This window comes from Streptomyces ziwulingensis, assembly GCF_039542605.1.
In the GTDB taxonomy this organism is placed as follows: domain Bacteria; phylum Actinomycetota; class Actinomycetes; order Streptomycetales; family Streptomycetaceae; genus Streptomyces; species Streptomyces ziwulingensis.
Genome location: NZ_BAABIG010000048.1, coordinates 33,089 through 56,334 on the forward strand (window position 1 = coordinate 33,089; position 23,246 = coordinate 56,334).

Here is a 23,246-nt window from a genome sequence, read left to right on the forward strand (position 1 = left end):
GGGATCGTCCTCGTGTCGTGGGGCGGGACGGGCGCCGGAGCGCCCGGGGAGATCCCGTACGGTACGCCCGTGACCACGTACACCGACGAGAACACCCCCGGCCGCGGCGGCCCGTTCGCCACCACCGAGGCGGACGCCGCGGCCGTGGGCCGGGTCCGCACCGAGTACTCCCCCGCGCACGACGGCGACCCCGACCCCGGTGAGATCGTCTGGACCTGGGTGCCCTACGAGGAGAACGACGGCCGGGGCAAGGACCGCCCGGTCCTGGTCGTCGCCCGCGAGGCGGCCGGCACCCTGCTCGCGGTCGGGCTCTCCAGCAGGCGGCACGACGCCGACCGCGACTGGGTGCCGATCGGCACCGGGCCCTGGGACCGGTCGGGACGGGACTCCTGGGTGGCCGTGGACCGGGTGCTGCGGCTGCACGAGGCGGGGATGCGCCGGGAGGCGTGCGCCCTGGACCGGATGCGCTTCAACCTCGTACGGCACCGGCTGCGGGAGCGCTACGGCTGGAGCTGAGCCCCACCGGACGCCGACGGTGCGCGCTCATGGCGTCACCCCCGTGGACGCCATGAGCGCACGCCGTGCGGCCTCCCCCGTCGTGCCCAGGTACGCATCGTGGGCGATGCTGGTCATGCGGTGCAACGGGGTTTCCCGGGCCGCGAACGGCCGGGAGAACACGCGGAACACGGTCGGGGTCCGCGGCGGGCCGCCCCGGGAACATCCCGGTATGCACCCTTGTGCGGTGGGGCACAAGGGTCTTGGGTGGGACGAGTGTCCCTGCCCGGCCGACCCGTCCGCGGGTCGGCGACATGGTGGAATCTCTGGAGGATCCAGACATGTCCCAACCGGTAAGTGGCTGTAGTGAGCCACGCACCGCCGCGTCAGCGGCCGAGGTCGAGGCCCTGGTCCGCGGCATCGCCTTCAAGACCGGCCCGCCCCGCCTGCTCGGCGTCGAAGTGGAATGGCTCGTCCACGAGCTGCGGCAGCCGCGGCTCCCCGTGACACCCGAACGGCTCGACGCGGTCTACGACGCGCTGCGGACCGTACCCCTGAGGTCGGCGCTCACCGTCGAGCCCGGCGGGCAACTGGAGCTCAGCTCCCCGCCCGCATCCTCCCTGACCGAGGTCGTCCGCGTCGTCTCCGCCGACCTCGACGCCGTCCGCGCGGTCCTGCGCGAGGACGGCCTCGCCCTCGTCGGCCTCGGCCACGATCCCTGGCAGTCCCCGCGCCGCTACCTGCGCGAACCGCGCTACGACGCCATGGAGTCCTGCCTGGACCGCACCGGCCCGGCCGGCCGCGCGATGATGTGCACCTCGGCGTCGGTGCAGGTCTGCGTGGACGCCGGGTACGAGGAACCCGGTCCCCTCGGACATGTGCGGCGCTGGTGGCTGGCCCATCAGCTCGGTGCCGTACTGGTCGCGGTCTTCGCCAACTCGCCGCTGGCCGGCGGCCGGCCCACCGGGTGGCGCTCCACCCGGCAGTCGCACTGGGCGCGGATAGGCACCGACCGCGCGGGCGGCCCGCCGCTGGACGCCGACCCGCGCTCCGCCTGGGCCCGGCACGTGCTGGACACCCCGGTGATGTGCGTGCGCCGGGAGAGCGGCCCGTGGGAGGTGCCCGAGGGGCTGACCTTCCGGGAGTGGACCCGGTCGCCGGTGCCCCCGACCCGGGACGACCTCGACTACCACCTCACCACGCTGTTCCCGCCGGTGCGGCCGCGCGGGCACCTGGAGCTGCGCATGATCGACGCGCAGCCCGGGGACGACGGGTGGATCGTGCCGCTCGCCCTGACGGCCGCGCTGTTCGACGACGCCCAGGCCGCCGAGACCGCCTACCGGGCGGTGAAGCCGCTGGCCGAGCGCGCCCAGGGGGCACCCGCGCCGCACAACCCGCTGTGGCGGGACGCGGCCCGGCTCGGCACGACCGACCCCGAACTGCGCGAGGCCGCCGTCGGCTGCTTCGAGGCGGCGCTGGACGCGCTGCCGAGGCTGGGCGCGGAACCCGAGGTGATCGCCGCCGTCGCGGGGTTCCTGGACCGCTACCCCGCCCGGGGCCGCTGCCCCGCCGACGACCTGCTGGACGGGGTGGACGGCGAGAGCCTCCCCCACTCCCGGCTCCGCTCGGACGGGGAGAGCCCCGGCCCGCACGGGAAGGACATCCGCACATGACCGGCCCCGGCCACGACACCGAAGCCCTGCGCGAGCGGGCGCTGGCCACGTTGCTCACCGCCCGCGCCCGCACCACGCTGCTGACCAGTTGCGTGGAGGGTCCCGAGCTGACCGCCCAGCACTCGCCGCTGATGTCCCCGCTGGTCTGGGACCTCGCCCACATAGGCAACCAGGAAGAGCAGTGGCTGCTGCGGGCGGTCGCCGGGCACGAGGCGATACGTCCCGAGATAGACGGCATCTACGACGCCTTCGAGCACCCGCGCGCCGAACGCCCGAACCTGCCCCTGCTGCCGCCCGAGGAGGCCCGCCGGTACGCGGCGGACGTGCGCGGCCGGGCCCTGGACGTACTGGAGCGCGTCGCGTTCGAGGGGACGCGGCTGACCGAGGCGGCCTTCGCCTTCGGGATGATCGCGCAGCACGAACAGCAGCACGACGAGACGATGCTGATCACGCATCAGCTCCGGCGCGGCCCGCGGGCGCTCACCGCCCCGGACCCGGAGCCCGCGGCGCCGTTCACCGGACCGGCCGAAGTACTGGTTCCCGGCGGGCCGTTCACGATGGGCACCTCCACCGAGCCGTGGGCGCTGGACAACGAACGGCCCGCGCACCGGCGTGAGGTGGCGCCGTACCACCTCGACACCACCCCGGTGACCAACGCGGCCTACCAGGCGTTCATCGAGGACGGCGGGTACGACGACCCCCGCTGGTGGACGGCCGAGGGCTGGGACCACGCACGGCGCACCGGGCTGACCGCCCCGCTGTTCTGGCAGCGGGACGGGAAGCAGTGGCTGCGGCGCCGGTTCGGTGTGACGGAAGCCGTTCCGCCCGACGAGCCGGTGGTGCACGTCTGCTGGTACGAGGCCGACGCCTACGCCCGCTGGGCCGGACGGCGGCTGCCGACGGAGGCCGAGTGGGAGAAGGCCGCCCGGCACGACCCGGCCGGCGACCGCTCCAGGCGCTACCCGTGGGGCGACGCCGACCCGGGCCCCGAGCACGCCAACCTCGGCCAGCGCCATCTGCGCCCGGCGCCCGCCGGCAGCTATCCGGCGGGCGAGTCCCCGCTCGGCGTACGGCAGTTGATCGGTGACGTCTGGGAGTGGACGTCGAGCGACTTCCTGCCCTATCCGGGGTTCCGGGCGTATCCGTACCAGGAGTACTCGGCGGTGTTCTTCGGCGCCGAGCACAAGGTGCTGCGCGGCGGTGCGTTCGGCGTGGACGCGGTGGCCTGCCGGGGCACCTTCCGCAACTGGGACTATCCGGTGCGGCGGCAGATCTTCGCCGGGTTCCGCACCGCCCGGTCCGCGGCGGGTGACGCCTGATGTGCCGTCACCTCGCCTACGTGGGGCCCGCGCTGGCGCTCGGCACGCTCCTCGTGGAGCCCGCGCACGGGCTGTACCGGCAGTCGTGGGCGCCGAGGCGGCAGCGGCACGGGACGGTCAACGCCGACGGGTTCGGGGTCGGCTGGTACGCCGAGGGCGACCCGGGGCCGGCCCGGTACCGCCGGGCCGGGCCGATCTGGGCGGACCGCTCCTTCGCCGACCTGGCGCGGGTGGTGCGCTCCACGGCGCTGCTCGGCGCGGTGCGGGACGCCACCCTCTCCGGGGCGGACGCGGAGGCCGCGGCGGCGCCGTTCGCCGCGGGGCCCTGGCTGTTCAGCCACAACGGGGCGGTGCCCGCCTGGCCCGGGTCCCTCGCCGCGCCGGCGCGTTCCCTGCCGCCCGAAGAACTGCTGTCGCTGGAGGCCCGCACCGACTCGGCGTTCGTGTGGGCGCTCGTCCTGCACCGGCTGCGCTCCGGCGACCCGATGTCCCGGGCGCTGGCCGACACCGTCCGCGCGGTCGCCCTGGCCGCCCCCGCCGCCCGGCTCAACCTGCTGCTCACCGACGGCACCGCGGTCGCCGCCACCGCCTGGGGCGACACCCTGTGGTACCTGGCGCGGCCCGGCGGCGGCACCGTCGTGGCCTCCGAGCCCTACGACGACGATCCGCGCTGGCGGGAGGTGCCCGACCGCACCCTGCTGGCGGCGAGCCGCACCGAGGTGCTGCTCACTCCGCTGGAGGAGCCGCCGCCCGCCGGGGAACCGAGCGACGCCCTGGCGTCCGCGACCGCTGAGGAGTTCCGCCGTTGAGCCCGTTCCGTATCACCCGCATCCTGCCCGAGGACGCCACGGACGCCGCCCTGCGCGCGGACGTGCTGGCCGGCCTGACGGCCACCCCCCGGACGCTGCCGCCGAAGTGGTTCTACGACGCGCGCGGCAGCGAGCTGTTCGAGCAGATCACCCGGCTGCCCGAGTACTACCCGACCCGCGCCGAGCGGGAGATCCTGTCGGAGCGCGCCGGCGAGATCGCGGCGGCGGCCGGCGCCCGCACCCTGGTCGAACTGGGCTCGGGTTCCTCGGAGAAGACCCGGCACCTGCTCGACGCGATGACCTCGCTGCGCGCGTACGTGCCGGTCGACGTCAGCGAGAGCGCCCTGGTCGGGGCCGGGGAGGCGCTCGCCGCCGAGCGGGCGGACCTCCAGGTGCACGCGCTGATCGCCGACTTCACGGCGGCGCTGGAGCTGCCCGGGACGCCGGGGCCCCGGCTGGTGGCGTTCCTCGGCGGCACGGTCGGCAACCTGCTGCCGGACGAACGCGCGGCCTTCCTCGCCTCGGTCCGCTCGATGCTGGAACCCGGGGACACGCTGCTGCTCGGCACCGACCTGGTCAAGGACGAGGAGGTACTGGTCAGGGCGTACGACGACGCCTCGGGAGTGACGGCGGCGTTCGACAAGAACGTCCTTGCGGTGATCAACCGCGAACTGGGCGCCGACTTCGATCCGGAGGCCTTCGAGCACGTCGCGGTGTGGGACGCGGGGCGGGAGTGGATCGAGATGCGGCTGCGCTCGCGCACGGCGCAGACGGTGAAGGTCCAGGCGCTCGATCTGGTCGTGGAGTTCGCGGCCGGTGAGGAGATCCGCACCGAGGTGTCGGCGAAGTTCCGTGCCGAGCGGGTGCGCGCCGAGCTGGCGGCGGCGGGTCTGGAACCGGTCCGCTGGTGGACGGATGCCGGGGGCCGCTTCGCGCTGTCGCTGAGCACTCCGGGCTGAGCCCGCTCCCGGGCGGGGGCGTTCAGCGGGAGTCGAGGTCGAGGAGTGCGGTGATGCGCGCGGAGGCGCGGCGGGCCTCGGTCCCGGCGTCGGCCCCGCCGAGCACCCGCGTCATGTACTCCTTGATCGGGTTGTCCGCCTCGACCGCGCCCCACCGGGGTGTGGTCGGGGTGGCCCGCCCCCGCGCGGCACCGGCCGCCATGGCGGCCACCCCCTCCTCACCGGCGACGGCCTTCGCGAGGGACTTCTTGTTCGGCACGTAGTTCATGGTGCGGGCCAGGTCGGTGTTCCACTTGGCGCCGGTGAGCGCCTCGACCACGGCGACGGCGGCGTCCCGGTCGCCGGTGTTCTTCGCCACCACCAGGTCGGAGCCGCCGGTGAAGACGGCTCCGGGCGCGTCGGCACTGCGCCCCGGGACCGGGAAGAAACCGATCTTGCCCTTGAGACCGGGGTTCTCCTCGACGATGGCCCCCGCCAGACCCGGCACCGCCACGATCTGCGCGACCTGCCCCCGGGCGAAGACGCCGGCCTGCGGCGGGTGTTCCTCGTCGGCGTCCGCGGGGCCGTCGCCGAGCGCCTGGAGCCGGCGGTAGAAGTCCATGCCGTTCAGCGCGGCCTCGCTGTCCAGGGTGCCCTCCCAGGCGCCGCCGCGCTGCCGGGCGAGGTCGCCGCCCTGCTCCCAGATGAGGCCGGCCAGGGTGTACCAGTCCTGCCCGGCAAGGTAGATGCCCTGGTCACTGCCCGCATCGAGCCGCTCGGTGAGGTCGAGCCACTCCTCCTGGGTGCGCGGCGGCGCGGTGACGCCGGCCCGTTCGAAGAGGTCCTTGCGGTAGAGGACGACGCGGTTGGCGGCGTACCAGGGGATGCCGTACTGCTGGGACATCCACTGGCCGGGCTCGGCGAGGCCCGGGAGCCAGTCGCGGATGCCCCAGTCCCGCATCGACTCCAGGGTGAGGTCGAGCAGCCGGCCGTCCTCCGCGTAGCCGGGGACCTGGGTGTTGCCGACCTCGATGACGTCGGGCGCGTCGTCGCCGCCGGTCCTCAGCGCGGTGTGCACCTTCTCGCCGATACCGGTCCACTCCTGGATGCGGACGTCGAGGTCGAGGCCGGGGTGGGTGCGCTCGAACTCGTCGGTGAACCGGCCCAGGAAGTCCCGCGAGGCGCTGTCCTTCATCAGCCACACCGTCACGGTGCGCTGCCCGCCGCCGTCCTCCCCGGAGACCAGGCCGCACCCGCTGAGCAGGGAGACGGACACACAGACGAGCGAGAGAAGGCGACGACGTCTCACGAGGGGTCCTGTTCTGTGCGGTGCGTGAACGTGTCCGGCGCACGGCGAAGGGAGGCCCGGTGTGGGGGACGAGCGCGCGGCTCGTGCGGGTGTGCTGGATTTTGGTATGTACCAATGGATCGGTCAAGGGGAAGCACCGCACCCGGTGCCCGTACGCCTCCCGTCCGCCGTCTCGCGTTCCGTCCCGGATTGCGGCACCGTGGAGTGACGCGCGGCACACGCGACACCGCCGTCACCGTCACCGCGAAGAGGAGTACTCGATGACGCACCACACCTACCGGGTCACGGAGATCGTCGGCACCTCGCCCGACGGGGTCGACGACGCCGTCCGCAACGGCATCTCCCGCGCCTCGCAGACCCTGCGCAACCTGGACTGGTTCGAGGTGACCCAGGTGCGCGGCCAGATCGAGGACGGACAGGTCGCGCACTGGCAGGTGGGCCTGAAGGTCGGCTTCCGCCTGGACGACTCGGCCTGACGGCCCGGCGCCCCGGACCCCGGCGGGCCGGGCGGCCCCGGCCCGCCGGTCCGGTCTCGGTCAGGTGTCTCGGTCAGGTCCGGCCCTCGTCCTCCTGCGCCGCCGTCAGGTCCGCCGAACGGGCCGCCCAGTCGGCGCGTACGACGGTGAAACCGGCCCGCTCGGCGTCCGCGCAGACCAGTTCGTCGTCGTCGACCAGGACGCGGACCGCACGGGTGCGGGCGAGGCCGCGCAGGATCTCCAGCTTGGTGACCCGGGCGGGCCGGCGGTCGCCGCCGCGCCGCATGTGCACCCGCCCCTCGGGCAGGCCCTGCGCGGCCAGCCAGTCGAGGGTGTCGCGGCGGCAGCGCTCGGGGCGGCCGGTGAGGTAGACCACCTCGCACTCCTCGGCGCTGCGCCGCACCAGCGCGACGCCCTCGGCGAGCGGCGGGTCCGCGGGGGCCGCGGCGAAGAAGGCGTCCCAGTCGCGCGGCCTGCGCTCCAGGAAACGCTGCCGGTGCGCGGTGCCCGCGAGGGTGTTGTCCAGGTCGAACACGGCCAGCGGGCGCTCGCTGCTCTCGGTCACCGGGCCAGCGTAAGCGCTCGGAGGCCGGGAATGCGCCGGCCCGGCGGGCGTTGAACCCTGTGTGACCTCGCTGATCTCCCGCACCCGCTTCTCCGTCCTCGACCGCTCGCGCATCCGTGAGGGGCGCCCGCCGGGCGAGGCGCTGCGCGAGACCGTGCGGCTGGCGCAGGAGGCCGAGCGGCTGGGCTACCACCGGTTCTGGGTGGCGGAGCACCACGGGGTGCCGGGGGTGGCGGGCTCCGCGCCGACCGTGCTGGCCGCCGCCGTCGCCGGGGCGACCCGGACCGTGCGGGTCGGCACCGGCGGGGTGATGCTGCCCAACCACCGGCCGTTGATCGTGGCCGAGCAGTTCGGGGTGCTGGAGTCGCTCTTCCCGGGGCGGATCGACATGGGGCTCGGCCGGTCGGTGGGGTTCACCGACGGTGTGCGCAAGGCGCTGGGCCGGTCCGTCGAGGACGCCGGCCGCTTCGAGGAGCAACTGGCCGAACTGCTCGGCTGGTTCCGGGGCACCTCCCCGGCCGGCGTGCGGGCCCGCCCCTCGGAGGGGCTCACCGTCCCGCCGTTCGTGCTGGCCATGGGCGAGGGGGCGGCCGTCGCGGCCCGCGCGGGGCTGCCGATGGTGATCGGCGACCTGCGCGACCGCGACCGGCTGCGGCGCGGCGTCGACCGCTACCGCGACACCTTCCGCCCCTCGCCCTGGGCGTCCGAGCCGTACGTCGTCGTCTCCGGGACGGTCGCCGTGGCGCAGAGCGAGGCGGCCGCCCGGCGGCTGCTCGTCCCCGAGGCGTGGTCGATGGCGTACTCCCGCACCCACGGCACCTTCCCGCCGCTGCCGCCCGCCGAGCGGGTGGCGGCCCGCACCATGACCGCGAAGGAACGCGGCTTCTACGACCAGGGCCTCACCGGGCAGCTCGCGGGCACCGAGGAGCAGGTCAGCGCCGAACTGGAGAGCCTGCTGAAGGAGACCGCGGCCGACGAGGTCCTCGTCACCACCAGCACCTACGACCGTACGGCCCTGCTCGACTCCTACCGGCGGCTCGCGCGGATCTTCACCGGGCCCGGCGCGTGAGGACGGCATAGAATCGCGGAGTTTGTCCCCACCGGCCGCAGCAGCCTTCGTACGGAGTTCCGCCATGCACCACCCGCACGACCCGTACGTCCGTGTCCGCGGCGCCCGCGAGCACAATCTGAAGGGCGTGGACGTCGACGTCCCCCGGGACGTGGTGGCCGCGTTCACCGGGGTGTCCGGGTCGGGGAAGTCCTCGCTGGCGTTCGGCACCATCTACGCCGAGGCGCAGCGGCGCTACTTCGAGTCGGTCGCGCCCTACGCCCGGCGGCTGATCCACCAGGTCGGCACGCCGAAGGTCGGGGAGATCACCGGACTGCCGCCGGCGGTCTCGCTCCAGCAGCGCCGCTCGGCGCCGACCTCCCGGTCCTCGGTCGCCACGGTGACCAGCCTGTCCAACTCGCTGCGGATGCTCTTCTCCCGGGCCGGCAGCTACCCGCCGGGCGCCGAACGGCTGGACTCGGACGCCTTCTCCCCCAATACGGCGGCCGGGGCGTGCCCGGAGTGCCACGGGCTCGGGCGAGTGCACCGGACCACCGAGGACCTGCTGGTCCCCGACCCGGGGCTGTCGATCCGCGAGGGTGCCGTCGCCGCCTGGCCGGGCGCCTGGCAGGGCAAGAACCTGCGGGACGTCCTGGACGCCCTCGGACACGACGTCGACCGGCCCTGGCGCGAGCTGCCCGCCGAGGAACGGGAGTGGATCCTGTTCACCGACGAGCAGCCGGTGGTCACCGTGCACCCGGTGCGCGAGGCCGGCCGGATCCAGCGGCCGTACCAGGGCACGTACCTGAGTGCCCGGCGCTACGTGCTGAAGACGTTCGCGGGCTCCCGGAGCCCGGCGCTGCGGGCGAAGGCGGAGACCTTCCTGAGCAGCGCGCCGTGTCCGCTGTGCGGCGGCGGCCGGCTGCGGCCCGAGGCGCTGGCGGTGACCGTCGGCGGCCGGACCATCGCGGAACTGGCCGCGCTGCCGCTGACCGAACTCGCCGCCGCGCTGCCGCGGGCCGGCGAGACCGCCCGGGTCCTCACCGACGACCTGCTCTCCCGCATCGGACCCGTCGTGGAGCTGGGCCTCGGCTATCTGAGCCTGGACCGGTCGACGCCGACCCTCTCGGCGGGCGAACTGCAGCGGCTGCGGCTGGCCACGCAGTTGCGCTCGGGGCTGTTCGGTGTCGTCTACGTCCTCGACGAACCGTCCGCGGGGCTGCACCCGGCGGACACCGAGGCGCTGCTCACGGTCCTGAAGCGGCTGAAGGCGGCCGGCAACTCGGTGTTCGTGGTGGAGCACCACCTCGACGTGGTACGCGGCGCCGACTGGATCGTGGACGTCGGCCCGCGCGCCGGGGACCACGGCGGACGGGTGCTGTACAGCGGCCCGGTGCCGGAACTGGCCCAGGTGCGCGAATCGGCGACGGCCCGCTACCTGTTCGCCTCCTCGCCCGCCCCGGTCCGCGAGCCCCGTACGCCCCGGGGGACGCTGAAGGTCGGCCCGGTCACCCGGCACAACCTGCGCGGTGTCACCGCCGAGTTCCCGCTCGGCGCCTTCACGGCGATCACCGGCGTCTCCGGCTCGGGGAAGTCCACCCTGGTCGGGGAGATCACCGAGGAGCTGCCGGGCGTGGGCCGCCTGGTCTCGGTCGACCAGCGGCCGATCGGCCGCACCCCGCGCTCCAACCTGGCCACCTACACCGGCCTGTTCGACGTGGTGCGCAAGGTGTTCGCGGCGACCGACGCGGCCCGCAAGCGGGGGTACGGGGTGGGCCGTTTCTCCTTCAACGTCGCCGGGGGCCGCTGCGAGACCTGCCAGGGCGAGGGGTTCGTCAGCGTCGAGCTGCTGTTCCTGCCGAGCACCTACGCGCCGTGCCCGGACTGCGCCGGGGCGCGCTACAACCCGGGCACGCTGGAGGTGACGTACCGGGGGCTGAGCATCGCCGGGGTGCTCGATCTGACGGTGGAGGCCGCGGCCCGGTTCTTCGCGGACGTCCCGACGGTGGCACGCAGCCTGGAGACGCTGCTCGACGTGGGGCTCGGCTATCTGCGGCTCGGCCAGCCCGCCACCGAGCTGTCCGGCGGGGAGGCCCAGCGCATCAAGCTGGCGAGCGAGTTGCAGCGGGGCCGCCGGGGGCACACCCTGTACCTCCTCGACGAGCCGACGACCGGACTGCACCCGGCCGATGTGGAGGTGCTGGTGGGGCAGTTGCACGGGCTGGTGGACGCCGGGCACACGGTGGTGGTCGTGGAGCACGACATGTCGGTGGTCGCGGGCGCCGACCACGTGCTCGACCTGGGGCCGGGCGGCGGTGCCGCGGGCGGTCTGGTCGTGGCCGCCGGAACACCCCGTGAGGTGGCGCGGGCCGAGGGGAGCGCCACCGCCCCGTATCTGGCCGCAGCGGTCGGTGGCGTGGCGCGCCGCTGAGCGGCGTGCCACGCCACCGGACTTCCGCCGGAGGGCCGGGGCGGGATCACTCGCGGCCGGGTCGCCGCGTGTCGTCCTCGCCCACCTCGGTGGCCTCGGTCTCGATGCGCTCCTTGCGCACCTGGCCGCGGACGGTCTCCTCCTCGACGTGTTCCTCGGTGGTCAGCCGGACCCGTTCCACCGGGACCGTCTCGGTCTCCACCACGGCCCGCTCCTCGTGCAGCGTGACCTCGTGCTCGGCCTCGGTGATCTCCGGGCCGTCCAGGGCGGCGCCGCGGTTGGCCTCGGTGATCGGCTCCCGCTCCACGACCACCTCCTCGTGGCGCACCGGGACGGTCTGCTGGACCTCCTCGGTCACCACGTACTTGCGCAGCCGGGCCCGGCCGCTCTCCCGCCGCTCGACGCCGACGCGCATCTGCTCCTCGGAGCGGGTCATCGCGTTGTCGTCGCGCATGCCCGTACGGCCCGGGGCGCCCCGGTCACCGGCGGTGTCCGCCGGACCCGCGGTGCCGGCCAGGCCCGCGGTGCCGGCCGCGGCGGCCGTCCCGGTGCCCATGCCCGTGCCCGTGCCCGTACCGGTGTCCGTGCCGGTCCCGGCCATGCCGCCGCGGCGGCCGGAGGTGTCGTCGTCGGACAGCACGTTGTCCCAGTTGACGCCGTAGTAGTCGTACAGCCGGTGCTCCTCGGCGGCCGACAGGTGCCCGCCCGAGTCGATGTCGACGTGGGGCGCGCCCTTGACCTGGTCCTTGGCGTAGGGGACCTCCAGGTGGTCCTTGACCAGGGAGGCGTCGTGGATGGGGATGAACGACTCGTTGGAGCCGAACATGCCCGTCTTGACGCTCACCCACTCGGGGCGGCCGGTCATGTCGTCGAAGAAGACGTGCTTGGCCTCCCCGATCTTGTTGCCCTCGCCGTCGTAGACGGGATGGTCGAGGAGCCGCGTGATCTCTTCTCGGGTGATCATCTGGCCTCACCCTCCTCTCGGAAGTGTCACCTCCCCGGTTCTCCGCTCCAGTGGTTCAAAAACCGCACATACGTCACAAAACGCACGTACTTTTCCAGTGCGCCGTCTCCCGGTGACCGGCACGGCGGTCACCGCCCGTGGTGCGGGCGGGCCCCTGGGCGGCCCGGGCGAGGGCGCGGCGGTCGGCGTGGGTGCCCGGTGCGATGACGGGCAGGACGTGCGCCTCGGCCACCAGGCCGCGTGCGGACGCCACCCGCCACAGGGAGGCGAGCAGCGTGTCCTCGCCGACGAAGGCCGGTGTCGTACTGAGCGCCCGCTCCCCGGTGAGGTAGCGGATGCGGACCGGCTGGACCGGCACGCCCGCGTCGAGGGCGGCCTGGAAGACGGCCCGGCGGTAGGTGCCCCGGGCCCGCCCGCACCAGGTGCTGCCCTCGGGGAAGGCGGTGACCGCGGCGCCGCCGGCGAGCAGCCGGGCCATCCGGGCGACCGTGTCCGGCAGGGCGCGCAGCCGGTCGCGTTCGATGAAGAGCACTCCCCCGCGCGCGGCGAGCGCTCCCGCCACGGGCCAGTGCCGGACCTCCGTCTTGGCCACCATCCGCGCCGGGCGGACGGCGGCGAGCAGCGGGATGTCCAGCCAGGAGACGTGCGGGGCGACGAGCAGCAGCCCGCCGGCGGGCGCGGCGGCCCCGGTGACGCGGACCCGGACGCCGGCCGCCCGCATGATCCACCGGCACCACCGGCGCACCAGGGCGGCCGGGACCCGGCCGCCGACCGGCAGCAGGGCGATCCCGGCCAGCAGCAGCGCCGCCACCGCCGTGAGCCGCAGTACGGCGCGGGGCACGGCCGCCGCGGTCCGCGCCCGCTGGACGCACGCCCCGGGGGTGCAGGGCGCGACGGGCAGCCAGACGCTCACCGGGAGGGGGCGAGGGAGAGGAAGTGCCGCAGGTAGCGCTGGTCGATGCGGCTCATCGGCAGCAGCACGTACAGGTCGGCGACGCCGAAGTCGGGGTCGTGCGCGGGCTCGCCGCAGACCCAGGCGCCGAGCCGGAGGTAGCCGCGCAGCAGGGCCGGGAGTCCGGTGCGGGCGGCGGGGGCCGCCGGCGCGGCGGGGTCCGGCACCCACGGCAGCAGCGGCCGTACCCGGTACTCCTCGGGGGACAGGTTCCGCTGCCGCACCCGGTCCCAGGCGCCGGCGGCGAGGGTGCCGCCGTCGGCGAGCGGGAGCGAGCAGCAGCCGGCCAGCCACTCGTGGCCCCGGTCGACCATGTAGCGGGCGATCCCGGCCCAGATGAGTCCTATGACGGTGCCGTCGCGGTGGTCGGGGTGGACGCAGGAGCGGCCCACCTCGACCAGTCCGGGCCGGATCGCGTCGAGGGCGCTCAGGTCGAACTCGCTCTCCGAGTAGAGCCGGCCGGCGACGGCGGCGCGCTCCGGCGGCAGCAGCCGGTAGGTGCCCACGACTTGTCCGGTCGCCTCCTCGCGGACCAGCAGGTGGTCGCAGTACGCGTCGAAGGCGTCAGTGTCGAGGCCCGGCCGCGGGCCGGACAGCAGGGCGCCCAGCTCCCCGGCGAAGACCTCGTGCCGCAGGCGCTGCGCGGCACGTACCTCCTCCTCGTCACGGGCGAGACGGACGGTGTAACGGGTGGGGGCCGCGGGCAGCGGGGGACGATCGACGGTCAGTACGCCGCTCATGGGTGCTCTCCTGGTCAGGGGGCGGGTCCGCCACAGTTCTTCCGACGCCGGCTGTCCTCGGCGTGACCGGCGCCGGGAGCGGGGATGTGGACTTGCTGAATGCCAGGGGCGGGACGCGAGACGGGGCCGGAAGGAGCACCTCTTCCGGCCCCGCCCGTCCGCGCGTTGTCGGCGAACGTCCTGTGTCGGGCGGTCAGCGCCGGCCCGCCTTCCGGGTGGCCCGCAGCCACTCCCTGTTCATGCTGGTGATGGAGACGAGCGGGATGCCCTTGGGGCATGCTGTGGCGCACTCGCCCGCCAGCGTGCACCCGCCGAAGCCCTCCGCGTCCATCTGCCCGACCATGTCCAGCACCCGCGTCTCCCGCTCGGGCGCGCCCTGCGGCAGCACATTGAGGTGATTGACCTTCGCTGAGGTGAACAGCATCGCCGCGCCGTTCGGACAGGCGGCGACACACGCCCCGCAGCCGATGCACTCGGCGTGCTCGAAGGCGAAGTCGGCGTCCGGCTTGGCCACCGGCGCCGCGTGGGCCTCCGGCGCGGCCCCGGTCGGCGCGGTGATGTAGCCGCCGGACTGGATGATCCGGTCGAAGGCGGACCGGTCGACGACCAGGTCCTTCACGACCGGGAAGGCGGCGGCGCGCCACGGCTCGACGTCGATGGTGTCGCCGTCCTGGAAGGACCGCATGTGGAGCTGGCAGGTGGTGGTGCGCTCGGGGCCGTGCGCGTCGCCGTTGATGACGAGCGAGCAGGCGCCGCAGATCCCCTCGCGGCAGTCGTGGTCGAAGGCGACCGGGTCGTCGCCTCGGAGGATGAGTTCCTCGTTGAGGGTGTCGAGCATCTCCAGGAACGACATGTCCCGCGAGATCCCGTCCACCTCGTAGGTGGACATGGCGCCTTCGGCGTCGGCGTCGCGCTGGCGCCAGACGCGCAGGGTGAGCTTCATGCGTAGCTCCGCTGGGTGGGGTGGACGTACTCGAAGACCAGGTCTTCCTTGTGCAGGACGGGGGCCTCGCCGGTGCCGGAGAACTCCCAGGCGGCGGCGTAGGAGAACTCCTCGTCCCGGCGGGCGGCCTCGCCGTCCGGGGTCTGGGACTCCTCGCGGAAGTGGCCGCCGCAGGACTCGGCGCGGTGCAGCGCGTCGAGGCACATCAGCTCGGCCAGCTCCAGGTAGTCGACGATGCGGTTGGCCTTCTCCAGCGACTGGTTGAACTCCTCGCCGGTGCCGGGGACCTTGATCCGCCGCCAGAACTCCTCGCGGATCTGCGGGATGCGCTCCAGGGCCTTGCGCAGGCCGGACTCGGTGCGGGCCATGCCGCAGAACTCCCACATCAGCTCGCCCAGTTCGCGGTGGAAGGAGTCCGGGGTGCGGTCGCCGTCCACCGCGAGCAGCAGGTTGAGCCGGTCCTCGGTCTCGGCCAGCACCTCCTGCACGACCGGATGGCCGGCGTCGACCGGGTCCCCCAGCGGGTTGCGGGCGAGGTAGTCGTTGATGGTGGCCGGCAGCACGAAGTAGCCGTCGGCCAGGCCCTGCATCAGCGCGGAGGCGCCGAGCCGGTTGGCCCCGTGGTCGGAGAAGTTCGCCTCGCCGACCGCGAACAGGCCCGGGACGGTGGTCTGGAGGTCGTAGTCGACCCAGAGCCCGCCCATCGTGTAGTGCACGGCCGGGTAGATCCGCATCGGCACCTGGTACGGGTCCTCGTCGGTGATCCGCCGGTACATGTCGAAGAGGTTGCCGTACTTCGCCTCCACCGCCTCGCGGCCCATCCGGGCGATGGCGTCGGCGAAGTCCAGGTAGACGCCCTGCCCGCCGGGACCCACGCCGCGGCCCTCGTCGCAGACGTTCTTCGCGGCGCGGGAGGCGATGTCGCGGGGGACCAGGTTGCCGAAGGACGGGTAGACACGCTCCAGGTAGTAGTCGCGCTCGTCCTCGGGGATCTTGTTCGCGGGGCGGTCGTCGCCCTTGGCCTTCGGCACCCAGATCCGGCCGTCGTTGCGCAGCGACTCGCTCATCAGCGTCAGCTTGGACTGGTGGTCGCCGGTGCGCGGGATGCAGGTGGGGTGGATCTGCGTGAAGCAGGGGTTGGCGAACCAGGCGCCGCGCCGGTGCGCCCGCCAGACGGCGGTCGCGTTGGAGTTCATCGCGTTGGTCGACAGGTAGAAGACGTTGCCGTAGCCGCCGGAGGCGAGGACCACGGCGTCCGCGAAGCAGGTGGAGATCTCCCCGGTGACCAGGTCGCGGGTGACGATGCCCCGGGCCCGCCCGTCGACCACGATCACGTCGAGCATCTCGGTACGCGGGTGCAGCTCGATGTTCCCGGCCGCCACCTGGCGGCTCAGCGCCTGGTAGGCGCCGAGGAGGAGCTGCTGGCCGGTCTGGCCGCGGGCGTAGAAGGTGCGGGAGACCTGGACGCCGCCGAAGGAGCGGGTGTCGAGCAGGCCGCCGTACTCGCGGGCGAAGGGCACGCCCTGGGCCACGCACTGGTCGATGATCTCCACCGAGATCTGGGCGAGCCGGTGGACGTTGGACTCGCGGGCACGGAAGTCGCCGCCCTTGACGGTGTCGTAGAAGAGGCGGTGCACGGAGTCGCCGTCGTTGCGGTAGTTCTTCGCCGCGTTGATGCCGCCCTGGGCGGCGATGGAGTGGGCGCGGCGCGGGGAGTCCTGGTAGCAGAACTGGACCACGTGGTAGCCCTGTTCGGCGAGGGTGGCGCCGGCCGAACCGCCCGCGAGACCGGTGCCCACGACGATCACCGTGTGCTTGCGCCGGTTGGCGGGGTTGACCAGCCTGGCCTCGAAGCGGCGCGTGTCCCAGCGCTCGCCGATCGGCCCGGCCGGGGCCTTGGCGTCGACGACCGGCGCACCGGTGGAGTAGGTCGAGTAGTCGGCGTAGGAAGTCATGGGTCAGCTCACCACTCCGGTCAGGACGCCCACGGGGACGGCGACGAAGCCGGCCGTGAGCAGCAGCGCGAGGACGTTCGCGACGGTCTTCAGAGCCTGGTCGCGGCGGCGGCTGCCGACGCCGAGGGTCTGGGCGGCGCTCCAGAAGCCGTGCCGGATGTGCAGGCCGAGGGCGAGCATCGCGACGATGTAGATGACGTTGCCGTACCAGGTGGAGAAGGTGTCCACGACGTTCTGGTACGGCTTGCCCGACTGGAAGCCGCCGGAGTGCACGGTGCCGGTGGTCAGGTCCAGGAGGTGCCAGACGATGAACAGGGCGAGGATGATCCCGCCCCAGCGCATGGTGCGCGTCGCGTAGCTCGCGCGCTTCCGCTTGTGCACGTACTTGCCGGGGCGGGCCCTGAGGTCGCGGCGGCTGAGCTGGTAGGCGGCCATGGCGTGTGCGACGACCGCGGCCACCAGCACGACGCGGACCAGCCAGAGGGTCCACTCGTAGTGCATGAACGGCTCGCCGACCGTGCGCAGCCAGTGCGCGTAGTGGTTGAACTCCTCCGTACCGAAGAAGATCTTCAGGTTGCCGATCATGTGGACGACCAGGTACAGAAGCATGATCAGCCCGCTGACCGCCATCACGGTCTTCTTGCCGACGGTCGAGTCCCACACGGAGCGCGGGAGGGAGGACCGCCGGTCCGTCCGCGTTGCCAGAGCCATGGTCCAGACGCTAAGCCCGCCCGGTGCCATCAGTCCAAGACATGGTCCGCCTCGTTTCCATAGGAAGGGCCTATCGACAACGTATGGTTGCGGGATGCAGCTCCAGCAGCTCCAGTACTTCGTGGCCGTCGCCGAGGCCCGGCACTTCACCCGGGCCGCCGAGGCGGTGCATGTGGCCCAGCCGTCGCTGTCGCAGCAGATCAAGGCGCTGGAACGGGAGCTGGGGGCGGATCTCTTCCTGCGGGCGCGCGGCAACATCTCGCTGACGGACGCGGGCGAGGCGCTGCTGCCGCTGGCCCGGCGCATCCTCGCCGACGCGGACACCGCCCGGCACGAGGTGCTGGAGCTGGTGCGGCTCCGCCGGGGCCGGGTCCGGCTGGGCGCCACCCCGAGTCTGTGCACGGGCCTCCTCCCCGACGTGCTGCGGGCCTTCCACGACCGCTATCCCGGCATCCGGCTCATGATCGAGGAGGGCGGCTCGCACGACCTGGTGCGCGGGCTCGCGCGCGGGGCGCTCGACCTGGCGCTGGTCGTCCTGCCGCTGCCGACCGCCTCGCCCTCGCTGACCACGGTGGAGCTGCTGCGGGAGGACCTGGTGGTGGTGTCCTCGCCGGAGGCGCCCCGGCCCGGGGGCGGGCGGCGCGCGGTGGACGTCTGCGACCTGGCGGGCGAGCGGCTGGTGATGTTCCGGCACGGGTACGACCTGCGGGAGCTGACCGTGGCGGCGTGCCGCTCCGCCGGGTTCGAACCGGAGTTCGCGGTGGAGGGCGGGGAGATGGACGCGGTGCTCGGTTTCGTCCGGGCGGGGCTGGGGGTGGCCGTGGTGCCGCGGATGGTCGCCACGCGGTCCGGGCGGGGCCTCAGGGTCACCCCGTTGGCCCGGCCCGGGCTGCACCGCACGATCGCCCTCGCCCACCGCAGCGATGTGGCTCCGCCCCGGGCGGCCCGGGAGTTGCAGCGGATGTTGCTGGAGCGCTGAGGGGGCCGGGCCGGCGCCGCCCCGCGCCGCCCCGGGACGTCAGCCGGTCGCGTCCGCCAGGGCCAGGTCGTGGAGGCGGTCCGGGGGGCCGGGGCGGGCGTAGTACCAGCCCTGGGCCGTGTCGCAGCCGAGTATGCGGAGCTGCTCGGCCTGGGCGCCCGTTTCCACGCCCTCCACGGTCACCGTGAGGTCGAGGCTGTGGGCGAGCGCGACGATCCCTTCGACGATCTTCAGGTCGACCGGGTCGGCGGGGTACTGCTGCATGCTCTGGGTGAAGGAGCGGTCCAGTTTCAGGACGCTGACCGGCAGCCGGCGCAGGTTGGCGAGGTTGGAGTAGCCGGTGCCGAAGTCGTCCAGGGCGATGTCCACGCCCATCTCGGCCAGTTGCCGCAGCGGCTTGAGCAGGTCGTCGTCGGCACCGATCAGCGCCGACTCGGTCACCTCCAGGCAGAGCGCGTCCGGTTCGACCCCGGCCCGCTCCAGGATGTCGACCGTGTCCTGCACCAGACCGGGGTGGGTGAGCTGGCAGGGCGAGAGGTTGACGTTGATGCGCAGGGGGCCGGCGGCCCCGCCGTCGCCGTACAGCTCCCGCCAGGCGCGGGCCTGGCGCACCGACTGCTCCAGCACCCAGCGGCCCAGCGGCACGATCAGCCCGGTGTGTTCGGCGAGCGGGATGAACCGGTCCGGGCCGAGGACGCCGTGCTGCGGGTGCAGCCAGCGCACCAGGGCCTCCGCGCCGCGCACCTGGCCGTCGCCGAGGTGGACCAGCGGCTGGTACTCGATGAAGAACTCGCCGCGCTCCAGCGCCGCGGGGAGCGCGTTGGTCAGCCCGTGCCGGGTGATCGCGCGGGCGTCGGCCTCCGGGTCGGCCAGCTCGTAGCGGTTGCCGCCCGCCGACTTGGCCCGGTACATCGTGATGTCGGCGCTGCGCAGCACCTCCGCCGCGCTGCGCTCCCCCGCCGGTCCCTCCACGATGCCGATGGAGCCGCGCACGGTCAGCTCCCGGCCGTCGATACTGATCGGGGCGAGCAGGGCGTTCATGATGCGGTCGGCCAGCTCGTCGGCCTCGTGCCCGGTGTGCGGGCCGGTGGTGAGCGCCACGAACTCGTCGCCGCCGAGCCGGGCGACCATCTCGCCGGGCGCGGTGGCGCAGCCCTGGAGCCGGTCGGCGACCTCCACGAGCAACCGGTCGCCGGCGGCGTGCCCCAGGCTGTCGTTGACGGTCTTGAACCCGTCGAGGTCGAGGTAGCACAGGCCGAAGCCCTGCCCCTCGCCGGCGTTGAGCGCCTTCTCCAGGCGTTCGAAGAAGAAACTGCGGTTGGGCAGGCCGGTGAGCGCGTCGTGGGTGGCCTCGTAGCGCAGCCGCAGGTTGAGCAGCCGGCGTTCGGTGGTGTCCTCCATGAGGGCGAGCTGGTACTGCGGCACGCCGTCGGCGTCACGCAGCAGGGAGACCGTCAGGTTGGTCCACAGGACCGTGCCGTCGGGCCGGTAGAACGCCTTTTCCAGGTGGTAGTGCTCGCGCTCGCCGCGGACGAGTTCGTCGTAGAGCCGCCAGGTCTGCGGGGCGTCGTCGGGGTGGGTCCAGTTCCGCACGTTGCCCTCGCGCAGCCGCTGGTCGGTGAGACCGAACATGCGGGTCAGCGCCTTGTTGACCTGGAGGACGTTGCCGTCGAGGTCGGCGATGCCGATGCCTATGGCGGCGCCCTCGAAGACCGCGCGGAAGCGGGCCTCGCTGGCGTGCAGCGCCTCGGCCACCACGCCCTGCGCCCGCAGCGCGGCCTGGGCGATGGCCTCCTGCTCGGCCAGCGTGCGGTCGCGCAGCGCCTGCGCGAACCCGGCCGCCATGGCGTGCTGCATCCGCGCCGAACGGGCCCGCAGGTCCTCCCGGTCGCCGTCCTGGCCGCAGTAGAGGACCAGGTAGGCGTCGACGCAGTCCAGGGTCCGGCTGAGCGCCTCGGGGTCGGTGCAGTGCGCGTCGACCAGCGCCGCGCCGACCGTCTTGGCCCCTGCCGCCTCGAAGGCCCGGGCCCGCAGCACCTCGCTCAGGCGCCGGGCCAGCGGCAGCAGTTCGGCCTCGAACTCGGGCCGGGTGGACGAGGTGGTGGTGACCGGGAACACCGCCCGGCTCCAGATCGTCGCGAACCGGCGCAGTCTGTCCTCCGGCCCGTCCGGCTGCTGGGCGCTCACGCCGTGCGTCCCACACCCGCGAAACCCGAGAACGCGTACGGGTCCTCGTCCTCCGGCGACGCCTCGGGCCGCCACCGCGGCATCGGCACCAGTCCGGGTTCCACCATGTCGTACCCCTCGAAGAACCGCGCGATCTCCTCGCGCGAGCGCATGATCAGCGGGTTGCGGATCGCCTTGTACACGTCGACGGCGCCGGAGGCCTGCTCGGGCGGTACCGGAATTCCCTCGTACGAGGCGTGGGTGAGCACGAGCAGACTGCCGGGCGCGAGCGCCTCGGTCAGCTCCGCCACCGCCGCGTAGGGGTCGTCGACGTCTTCCACGAAGTGCAGTATCGCAACGAGCAGCAGGGCCACCGGACGATTCAGGTCGATCAGCCGCTCCACCTGAGGGCTGACCAGGATCTCCCGCGGCTTGAGGAGATCGGCGGCGACGACGCCCGCCGTGTCCTCGTCGCCCTTGAGGACCTCCTCGCTGTGCGCGACCGCCACCGGGTCGTGGTCGACGTACACCACGCGCGCGCCGGGCGCCGCCTGCCGCGCCACCTCGTGGACGCCGCCGAAGGTGGGGATGCCGGAGCCGATGTCGAGGAACTGGGTGATGCCCTCGGCCGCCGCGAAGCGCACCGCGCGGCGCGTGAACGCCCGGTTGGCCTGCATGATCCTGGGCAGCCCCGGCAGGTGCTCCATGGCCCGGCGGGCGGCCTCCCGGTCGACCTCGAAGTTGTGCGAACCGCCCAGATAGAAGTCGTAGATCCGGGACACGCTCGGCACCGAGATGTCGATGCTGCGTGGGGCCCAGGCGGGACGCTCCATCTGGCTCTCCAAGGCTCAGGCGATCCGGTGTTCGAGCAGAGGGTACTGATCGCCCGCCGAACGAGCGAGCCGAAACGGAAATTGACCATCCGTTCCCGGTCACTGCCTGCGGCACGTGCCAGCCGGGGACACCCCCGGGATGAGCCATGGCGAAGCGGACATGACGAAGCCGACGCGGCGAAGCGGACACGCCGAAGCAGGCACGCCGAAGCGGGCCGTCCGCTCCGCCTGCGTGCGGAGGGGACGGCCCGTCGGCGGCCCGGGGGCCGTGCTCGGGGCCGTTCCTGAGGGGGACTGGCCGGGGGGACTGGCCGGGGGGACTGGCCGGGGGGTGTTACCGCTTCGGTGCGCCGACCGGCTTTCCGTCGGGTGCGACGGCGTACCAGGTTCCGCCGACGCCCTGTCCGTTGGTGTCGCCGGCGTTCTTGTCGCCGGTGAAGGTGTAGACGGGCCAGCAGTCGATGGTCTGCTGGGCCTCCCCGTCCGGCCGGGTGAAGCTCATCAGGCCCTTCTTCTCCACGCCCTTGGTGTCGTTCGCCGCCACGGGGGCCACGACCGGCCACTTCTCCAGGCAGTCGCCGGTGCAGGCCGAGACGGGTTTCGGCCACGCCTCGTCCTTCAGGAAGCGGTAGACCGTCCTGCCGTCGCCGTCGACCACGATCTCGCCCAGCTCCGGGTCCTCGCGCGTGGCCAGACCGGGCCGCGGCGCGCCCGCCTTCTTGCCGTCGGCGGCGAGCGCGAACCACTTCCCGCCCACGCCCTGGCCCTTGACGTCCCCGGCGGCGGTGTCCTTGGCGTAGCGGTACGCCGGCCAGCCGCCGATGGTGAGCTGCTTGGTGCCGTCGGCCCGGACGACCTCGCCGAGCAGGGACTTCTCGATGCCCTCGCCGGCGAGCGCGTCGTCCGCGGCCACCGGTGGCCAGGCGGTGGCGCACTCCGCCTCACAGGTCGACCTGGGCGGCTGGGCGGTGTCCGCGTCGAACCGGTACAGGGTCCGGCCGGTGCCGTCCGTCACCAGCTCGCCCAGTTTCGCGTCGGGGGTGACGGAGAGCTTGCCCGCGGCGACGGGCGGGCTCGCCGGCTGCGCGTCCCGCGCGCCGGTACCGAGCCCCTTCCCGGCCCCGGTGCCGATGTTCCCGACTTCACCGGGGGAGGCCGCGGCCCCCACGTTCTGGCTGCCGCCGGCAGTGCCGCTGTCCTGACCGCACGCCGTCGTCAAGGCCAGCACCGCCGCGGCGCTCGCCACGAGTGCGGCGTTCCGCCACGAGGTCTTCATCGTCAACTCCCGTTGTACGCCGAGGTGTTACGGCTTCCGGTCGACCGCCGCACGACAAGGGGTACGGACCGGGGACCGGCTCGTGTTCAACGGCGGGGCGTTTTTCTTCCGGGCCGGTTCACGTGGCGCTCCCGGCCCGCCCGGCCGCCTCCCGCGGGCCTCCCGCGGGTCCCGCGCGCGCCTCTCGCGCGCCGCCGCCTCCCGCGCCAGAGCCGCCACCCACCCCGTCCCTATATTCGTACATAAGGACGAGCTTCGGATCTACGTACGATTATCAGGAGAGCGGCATGCCCGGCGCCCTCCCCCCTTCGGGGCAATAGGTCCGTTCTCCGGTGTGCCTCGGGGCGGCAGCCTTCATGATCTGCGTCGTGCATGGACCCGAACCGATCCGCTCCGCCGCCACCGGCCGGGTACTGGCCCTGGTCACGTTGACCTTCGCGCTCGTCGGCGCGCCGGCGGTCCCCGCCGGGGCCGACGCCTGCGCGATCGTGTCGAACGGCCCGAACGGGACGGGGGCCACGGCGTCCGCCGGGGGCCACCACTGGCCCACCTTCCCGCCGTGCCCGACGCCCACCCCGCCGCCACCCCCGACACCCACCCCGACCCCCACGCCCCCGCCGCCCGAACCGCCCACCCCGACCCCGCCCCCACCACCGCCGCCACC

The 23,246-nt window shown here is 73.7% G+C and carries 20 protein-coding genes; 9 read left to right on the forward strand and 11 right to left on the reverse strand.

Features of this window, described 5'->3' with window-relative positions:
* The first annotated feature begins 69 nt into the window (after positions 1 to 69).
* From ABEB00_RS23050 to egtD, 5 genes are all read left to right on the forward strand, one after another.
* Positions 70 to 516: a type II toxin-antitoxin system PemK/MazF family toxin gene (locus ABEB00_RS23050; RefSeq protein ID WP_345621970.1), complete on the forward strand. Its 447-nt coding sequence runs from the start codon at positions 70 to 72 to the stop codon at positions 514 to 516.
* Between the two features lie 320 nt (positions 517 to 836).
* The gene (gene egtA, locus ABEB00_RS23055; protein ID WP_345621971.1) at positions 837 to 2,168 is read left to right on the forward strand and encodes an ergothioneine biosynthesis glutamate--cysteine ligase EgtA; all 1,332 of its coding nucleotides are present in this window, start codon (positions 837 to 839) and stop codon (positions 2,166 to 2,168) included.
* On the forward strand, positions 2,165 to 3,487 hold the full coding sequence (gene egtB, locus ABEB00_RS23060) for an ergothioneine biosynthesis protein EgtB (RefSeq protein WP_345621972.1): 1,323 nt from the start codon (positions 2,165 to 2,167) through the stop codon (positions 3,485 to 3,487). The genes egtA and egtB overlap by 4 nt, the downstream gene beginning before the upstream one ends.
* Entirely contained in the window at positions 3,487 to 4,296 is an 810-nt protein-coding gene (gene egtC / locus ABEB00_RS23065; RefSeq protein WP_345621973.1) for an ergothioneine biosynthesis protein EgtC, read from the forward strand. The genes egtB and egtC overlap by 1 nt, the downstream gene beginning before the upstream one ends.
* Positions 4,293 to 5,255 carry an L-histidine N(alpha)-methyltransferase gene (egtD, locus tag ABEB00_RS23070; RefSeq protein ID WP_345621974.1) on the forward strand — a complete coding sequence of 321 codons (963 nt, stop codon included), beginning with the start codon at positions 4,293 to 4,295 and terminating at the stop codon, positions 5,253 to 5,255. The genes egtC and egtD overlap by 4 nt, the downstream gene beginning before the upstream one ends.
* 22 nt (positions 5,256 to 5,277) lie before the next feature.
* On the opposite strand, the gene ABEB00_RS23075 is transcribed toward egtD, so the two are convergent.
* Complete coding sequence (locus tag ABEB00_RS23075; protein ID WP_486389432.1) at positions 5,278 to 6,543, reverse strand: extracellular solute-binding protein; 1,266 nt, start codon at positions 6,541 to 6,543, stop codon at positions 5,278 to 5,280.
* Between the two features lie 260 nt (positions 6,544 to 6,803).
* Between ABEB00_RS23075 and ABEB00_RS23080 the strand changes: the two genes are divergently transcribed.
* Positions 6,804 to 7,019, forward strand: coding sequence for a dodecin (locus tag ABEB00_RS23080; protein WP_345621976.1), 216 nt, complete (start codon positions 6,804 to 6,806; stop codon positions 7,017 to 7,019).
* 73 nt (positions 7,020 to 7,092) lie between these two features.
* On the opposite strand, the gene ABEB00_RS23085 is transcribed toward ABEB00_RS23080, so the two are convergent.
* Entirely contained in the window at positions 7,093 to 7,584 is a 492-nt protein-coding gene (locus tag ABEB00_RS23085; RefSeq protein ID WP_345621977.1) for a phosphatase domain-containing protein, read from the reverse strand.
* A 61-nt stretch (positions 7,585 to 7,645) separates the two neighbouring features.
* Between ABEB00_RS23085 and ABEB00_RS23090 the strand changes: the two genes are divergently transcribed.
* Positions 7,646 to 8,653, forward strand: coding sequence for an LLM class flavin-dependent oxidoreductase (locus ABEB00_RS23090; protein ID WP_345621978.1), 1,008 nt, complete (start codon positions 7,646 to 7,648; stop codon positions 8,651 to 8,653).
* Between the two features lie 64 nt (positions 8,654 to 8,717).
* Entirely contained in the window at positions 8,718 to 11,063 is a 2,346-nt protein-coding gene (locus ABEB00_RS23095) for an ATP-binding cassette domain-containing protein (protein WP_345621980.1), read from the forward strand.
* Positions 11,064 to 11,109: 46 nt separating this feature from the next.
* Here the strand turns inward: ABEB00_RS23095 and ABEB00_RS23100 are convergent, their stop codons facing one another.
* The 6 genes from ABEB00_RS23100 to ABEB00_RS23125 form a co-directional block, all read right to left on the reverse strand.
* Positions 11,110 to 12,027, reverse strand: a complete 918-nt coding sequence (locus ABEB00_RS23100) for a DUF2382 domain-containing protein (RefSeq protein ID WP_345621982.1) — start codon at positions 12,025 to 12,027, stop codon at positions 11,110 to 11,112.
* A gap of 73 nt (positions 12,028 to 12,100) precedes the next feature.
* Positions 12,101 to 12,940 carry a lysophospholipid acyltransferase family protein gene (locus tag ABEB00_RS23105; protein ID WP_345621984.1) on the reverse strand — a complete coding sequence of 280 codons (840 nt, stop codon included), beginning with the start codon at positions 12,938 to 12,940 and terminating at the stop codon, positions 12,101 to 12,103.
* On the reverse strand, positions 12,937 to 13,719 hold the full coding sequence (locus ABEB00_RS23110) for a GNAT family N-acetyltransferase (protein WP_345621986.1): 783 nt from the start codon (positions 13,717 to 13,719) through the stop codon (positions 12,937 to 12,939). The genes ABEB00_RS23105 and ABEB00_RS23110 overlap by 4 nt, the downstream gene beginning before the upstream one ends.
* A gap of 193 nt (positions 13,720 to 13,912) precedes the next feature.
* On the reverse strand, positions 13,913 to 14,662 hold the full coding sequence (locus ABEB00_RS23115) for a succinate dehydrogenase/fumarate reductase iron-sulfur subunit (protein ID WP_345621987.1): 750 nt from the start codon (positions 14,660 to 14,662) through the stop codon (positions 13,913 to 13,915).
* A complete protein-coding gene (locus tag ABEB00_RS23120; RefSeq protein WP_345621988.1) occupies positions 14,659 to 16,617 on the reverse strand; it encodes a fumarate reductase/succinate dehydrogenase flavoprotein subunit in 1,959 nt (652 codons plus the stop codon). Before ABEB00_RS23120 ends, ABEB00_RS23115 begins: the two co-directional genes overlap by 4 nt.
* A 3-nt stretch (positions 16,618 to 16,620) precedes the next feature.
* Complete coding sequence (locus ABEB00_RS23125; RefSeq protein ID WP_345621990.1) at positions 16,621 to 17,328, reverse strand: succinate dehydrogenase; 708 nt, start codon at positions 17,326 to 17,328, stop codon at positions 16,621 to 16,623.
* A 94-nt stretch (positions 17,329 to 17,422) separates the two neighbouring features.
* Between ABEB00_RS23125 and ABEB00_RS23130 the strand changes: the two genes are divergently transcribed.
* On the forward strand, positions 17,423 to 18,307 hold the full coding sequence (locus ABEB00_RS23130) for a LysR family transcriptional regulator (RefSeq protein WP_345621991.1): 885 nt from the start codon (positions 17,423 to 17,425) through the stop codon (positions 18,305 to 18,307).
* Positions 18,308 to 18,346: 39 nt separating this feature from the next.
* On the opposite strand, the gene ABEB00_RS23135 is transcribed toward ABEB00_RS23130, so the two are convergent.
* From ABEB00_RS23135 to ABEB00_RS23145, 3 genes are all read right to left on the reverse strand, one after another.
* Entirely contained in the window at positions 18,347 to 20,494 is a 2,148-nt protein-coding gene (locus ABEB00_RS23135) for a putative bifunctional diguanylate cyclase/phosphodiesterase (protein WP_345621992.1), read from the reverse strand.
* Entirely contained in the window at positions 20,491 to 21,306 is an 816-nt protein-coding gene (locus tag ABEB00_RS23140) for an SAM-dependent methyltransferase (RefSeq protein WP_345621993.1), read from the reverse strand. The genes ABEB00_RS23135 and ABEB00_RS23140 overlap by 4 nt, the downstream gene beginning before the upstream one ends.
* Positions 21,307 to 21,640: 334 nt before the next feature.
* The gene (locus ABEB00_RS23145) at positions 21,641 to 22,582 is read right to left on the reverse strand and encodes an SCO0930 family lipoprotein (protein WP_345621994.1); all 942 of its coding nucleotides are present in this window, start codon (positions 22,580 to 22,582) and stop codon (positions 21,641 to 21,643) included.
* Between the last annotated feature and the right edge of the window lie 664 nt (positions 22,583 to 23,246).

What these genes read in the sequence shown, in the direction of transcription:
- egtA (WP_345621971.1), top strand. Translation starts at nt 837, where the DNA reads ATGTCCCAACCGGTAAGTGGCTGTAGTGAGCCACGCACCGCCGCGTCA.
- egtB (WP_345621972.1), top strand. Translation starts at nt 2,165, where the DNA reads ATGACCGGCCCCGGCCACGACACCGAAGCCCTGCGCGAGCGGGCGCTG.
- egtC (WP_345621973.1), top strand. Translation starts at nt 3,487, where the DNA reads ATGTGCCGTCACCTCGCCTACGTGGGGCCCGCGCTGGCGCTCGGCACG.
- ABEB00_RS23080 (WP_345621976.1), top strand. Translation starts at nt 6,804, where the DNA reads ATGACGCACCACACCTACCGGGTCACGGAGATCGTCGGCACCTCGCCC.
- ABEB00_RS23095 (WP_345621980.1), top strand. Translation starts at nt 8,718, where the DNA reads ATGCACCACCCGCACGACCCGTACGTCCGTGTCCGCGGCGCCCGCGAG.
- ABEB00_RS23100 (WP_345621982.1), bottom strand. Translation starts at nt 12,027, where the DNA reads ATGATCACCCGAGAAGAGATCACGCGGCTCCTCGACCATCCCGTCTAC.
- ABEB00_RS23110 (WP_345621986.1), bottom strand. Translation starts at nt 13,719, where the DNA reads ATGAGCGGCGTACTGACCGTCGATCGTCCCCCGCTGCCCGCGGCCCCC.
- ABEB00_RS23115 (WP_345621987.1), bottom strand. Translation starts at nt 14,662, where the DNA reads ATGAAGCTCACCCTGCGCGTCTGGCGCCAGCGCGACGCCGACGCCGAA.
- ABEB00_RS23120 (WP_345621988.1), bottom strand. Translation starts at nt 16,617, where the DNA reads ATGACTTCCTACGCCGACTACTCGACCTACTCCACCGGTGCGCCGGTC.
- ABEB00_RS23125 (WP_345621990.1), bottom strand. Translation starts at nt 17,328, where the DNA reads ATGGCTCTGGCAACGCGGACGGACCGGCGGTCCTCCCTCCCGCGCTCC.
- ABEB00_RS23130 (WP_345621991.1), top strand. Translation starts at nt 17,423, where the DNA reads ATGCAGCTCCAGCAGCTCCAGTACTTCGTGGCCGTCGCCGAGGCCCGG.
- ABEB00_RS23140 (WP_345621993.1), bottom strand. Translation starts at nt 21,306, where the DNA reads ATGGAGCGTCCCGCCTGGGCCCCACGCAGCATCGACATCTCGGTGCCG.
- ABEB00_RS23145 (WP_345621994.1), bottom strand. Translation starts at nt 22,582, where the DNA reads ATGAAGACCTCGTGGCGGAACGCCGCACTCGTGGCGAGCGCCGCGGCG.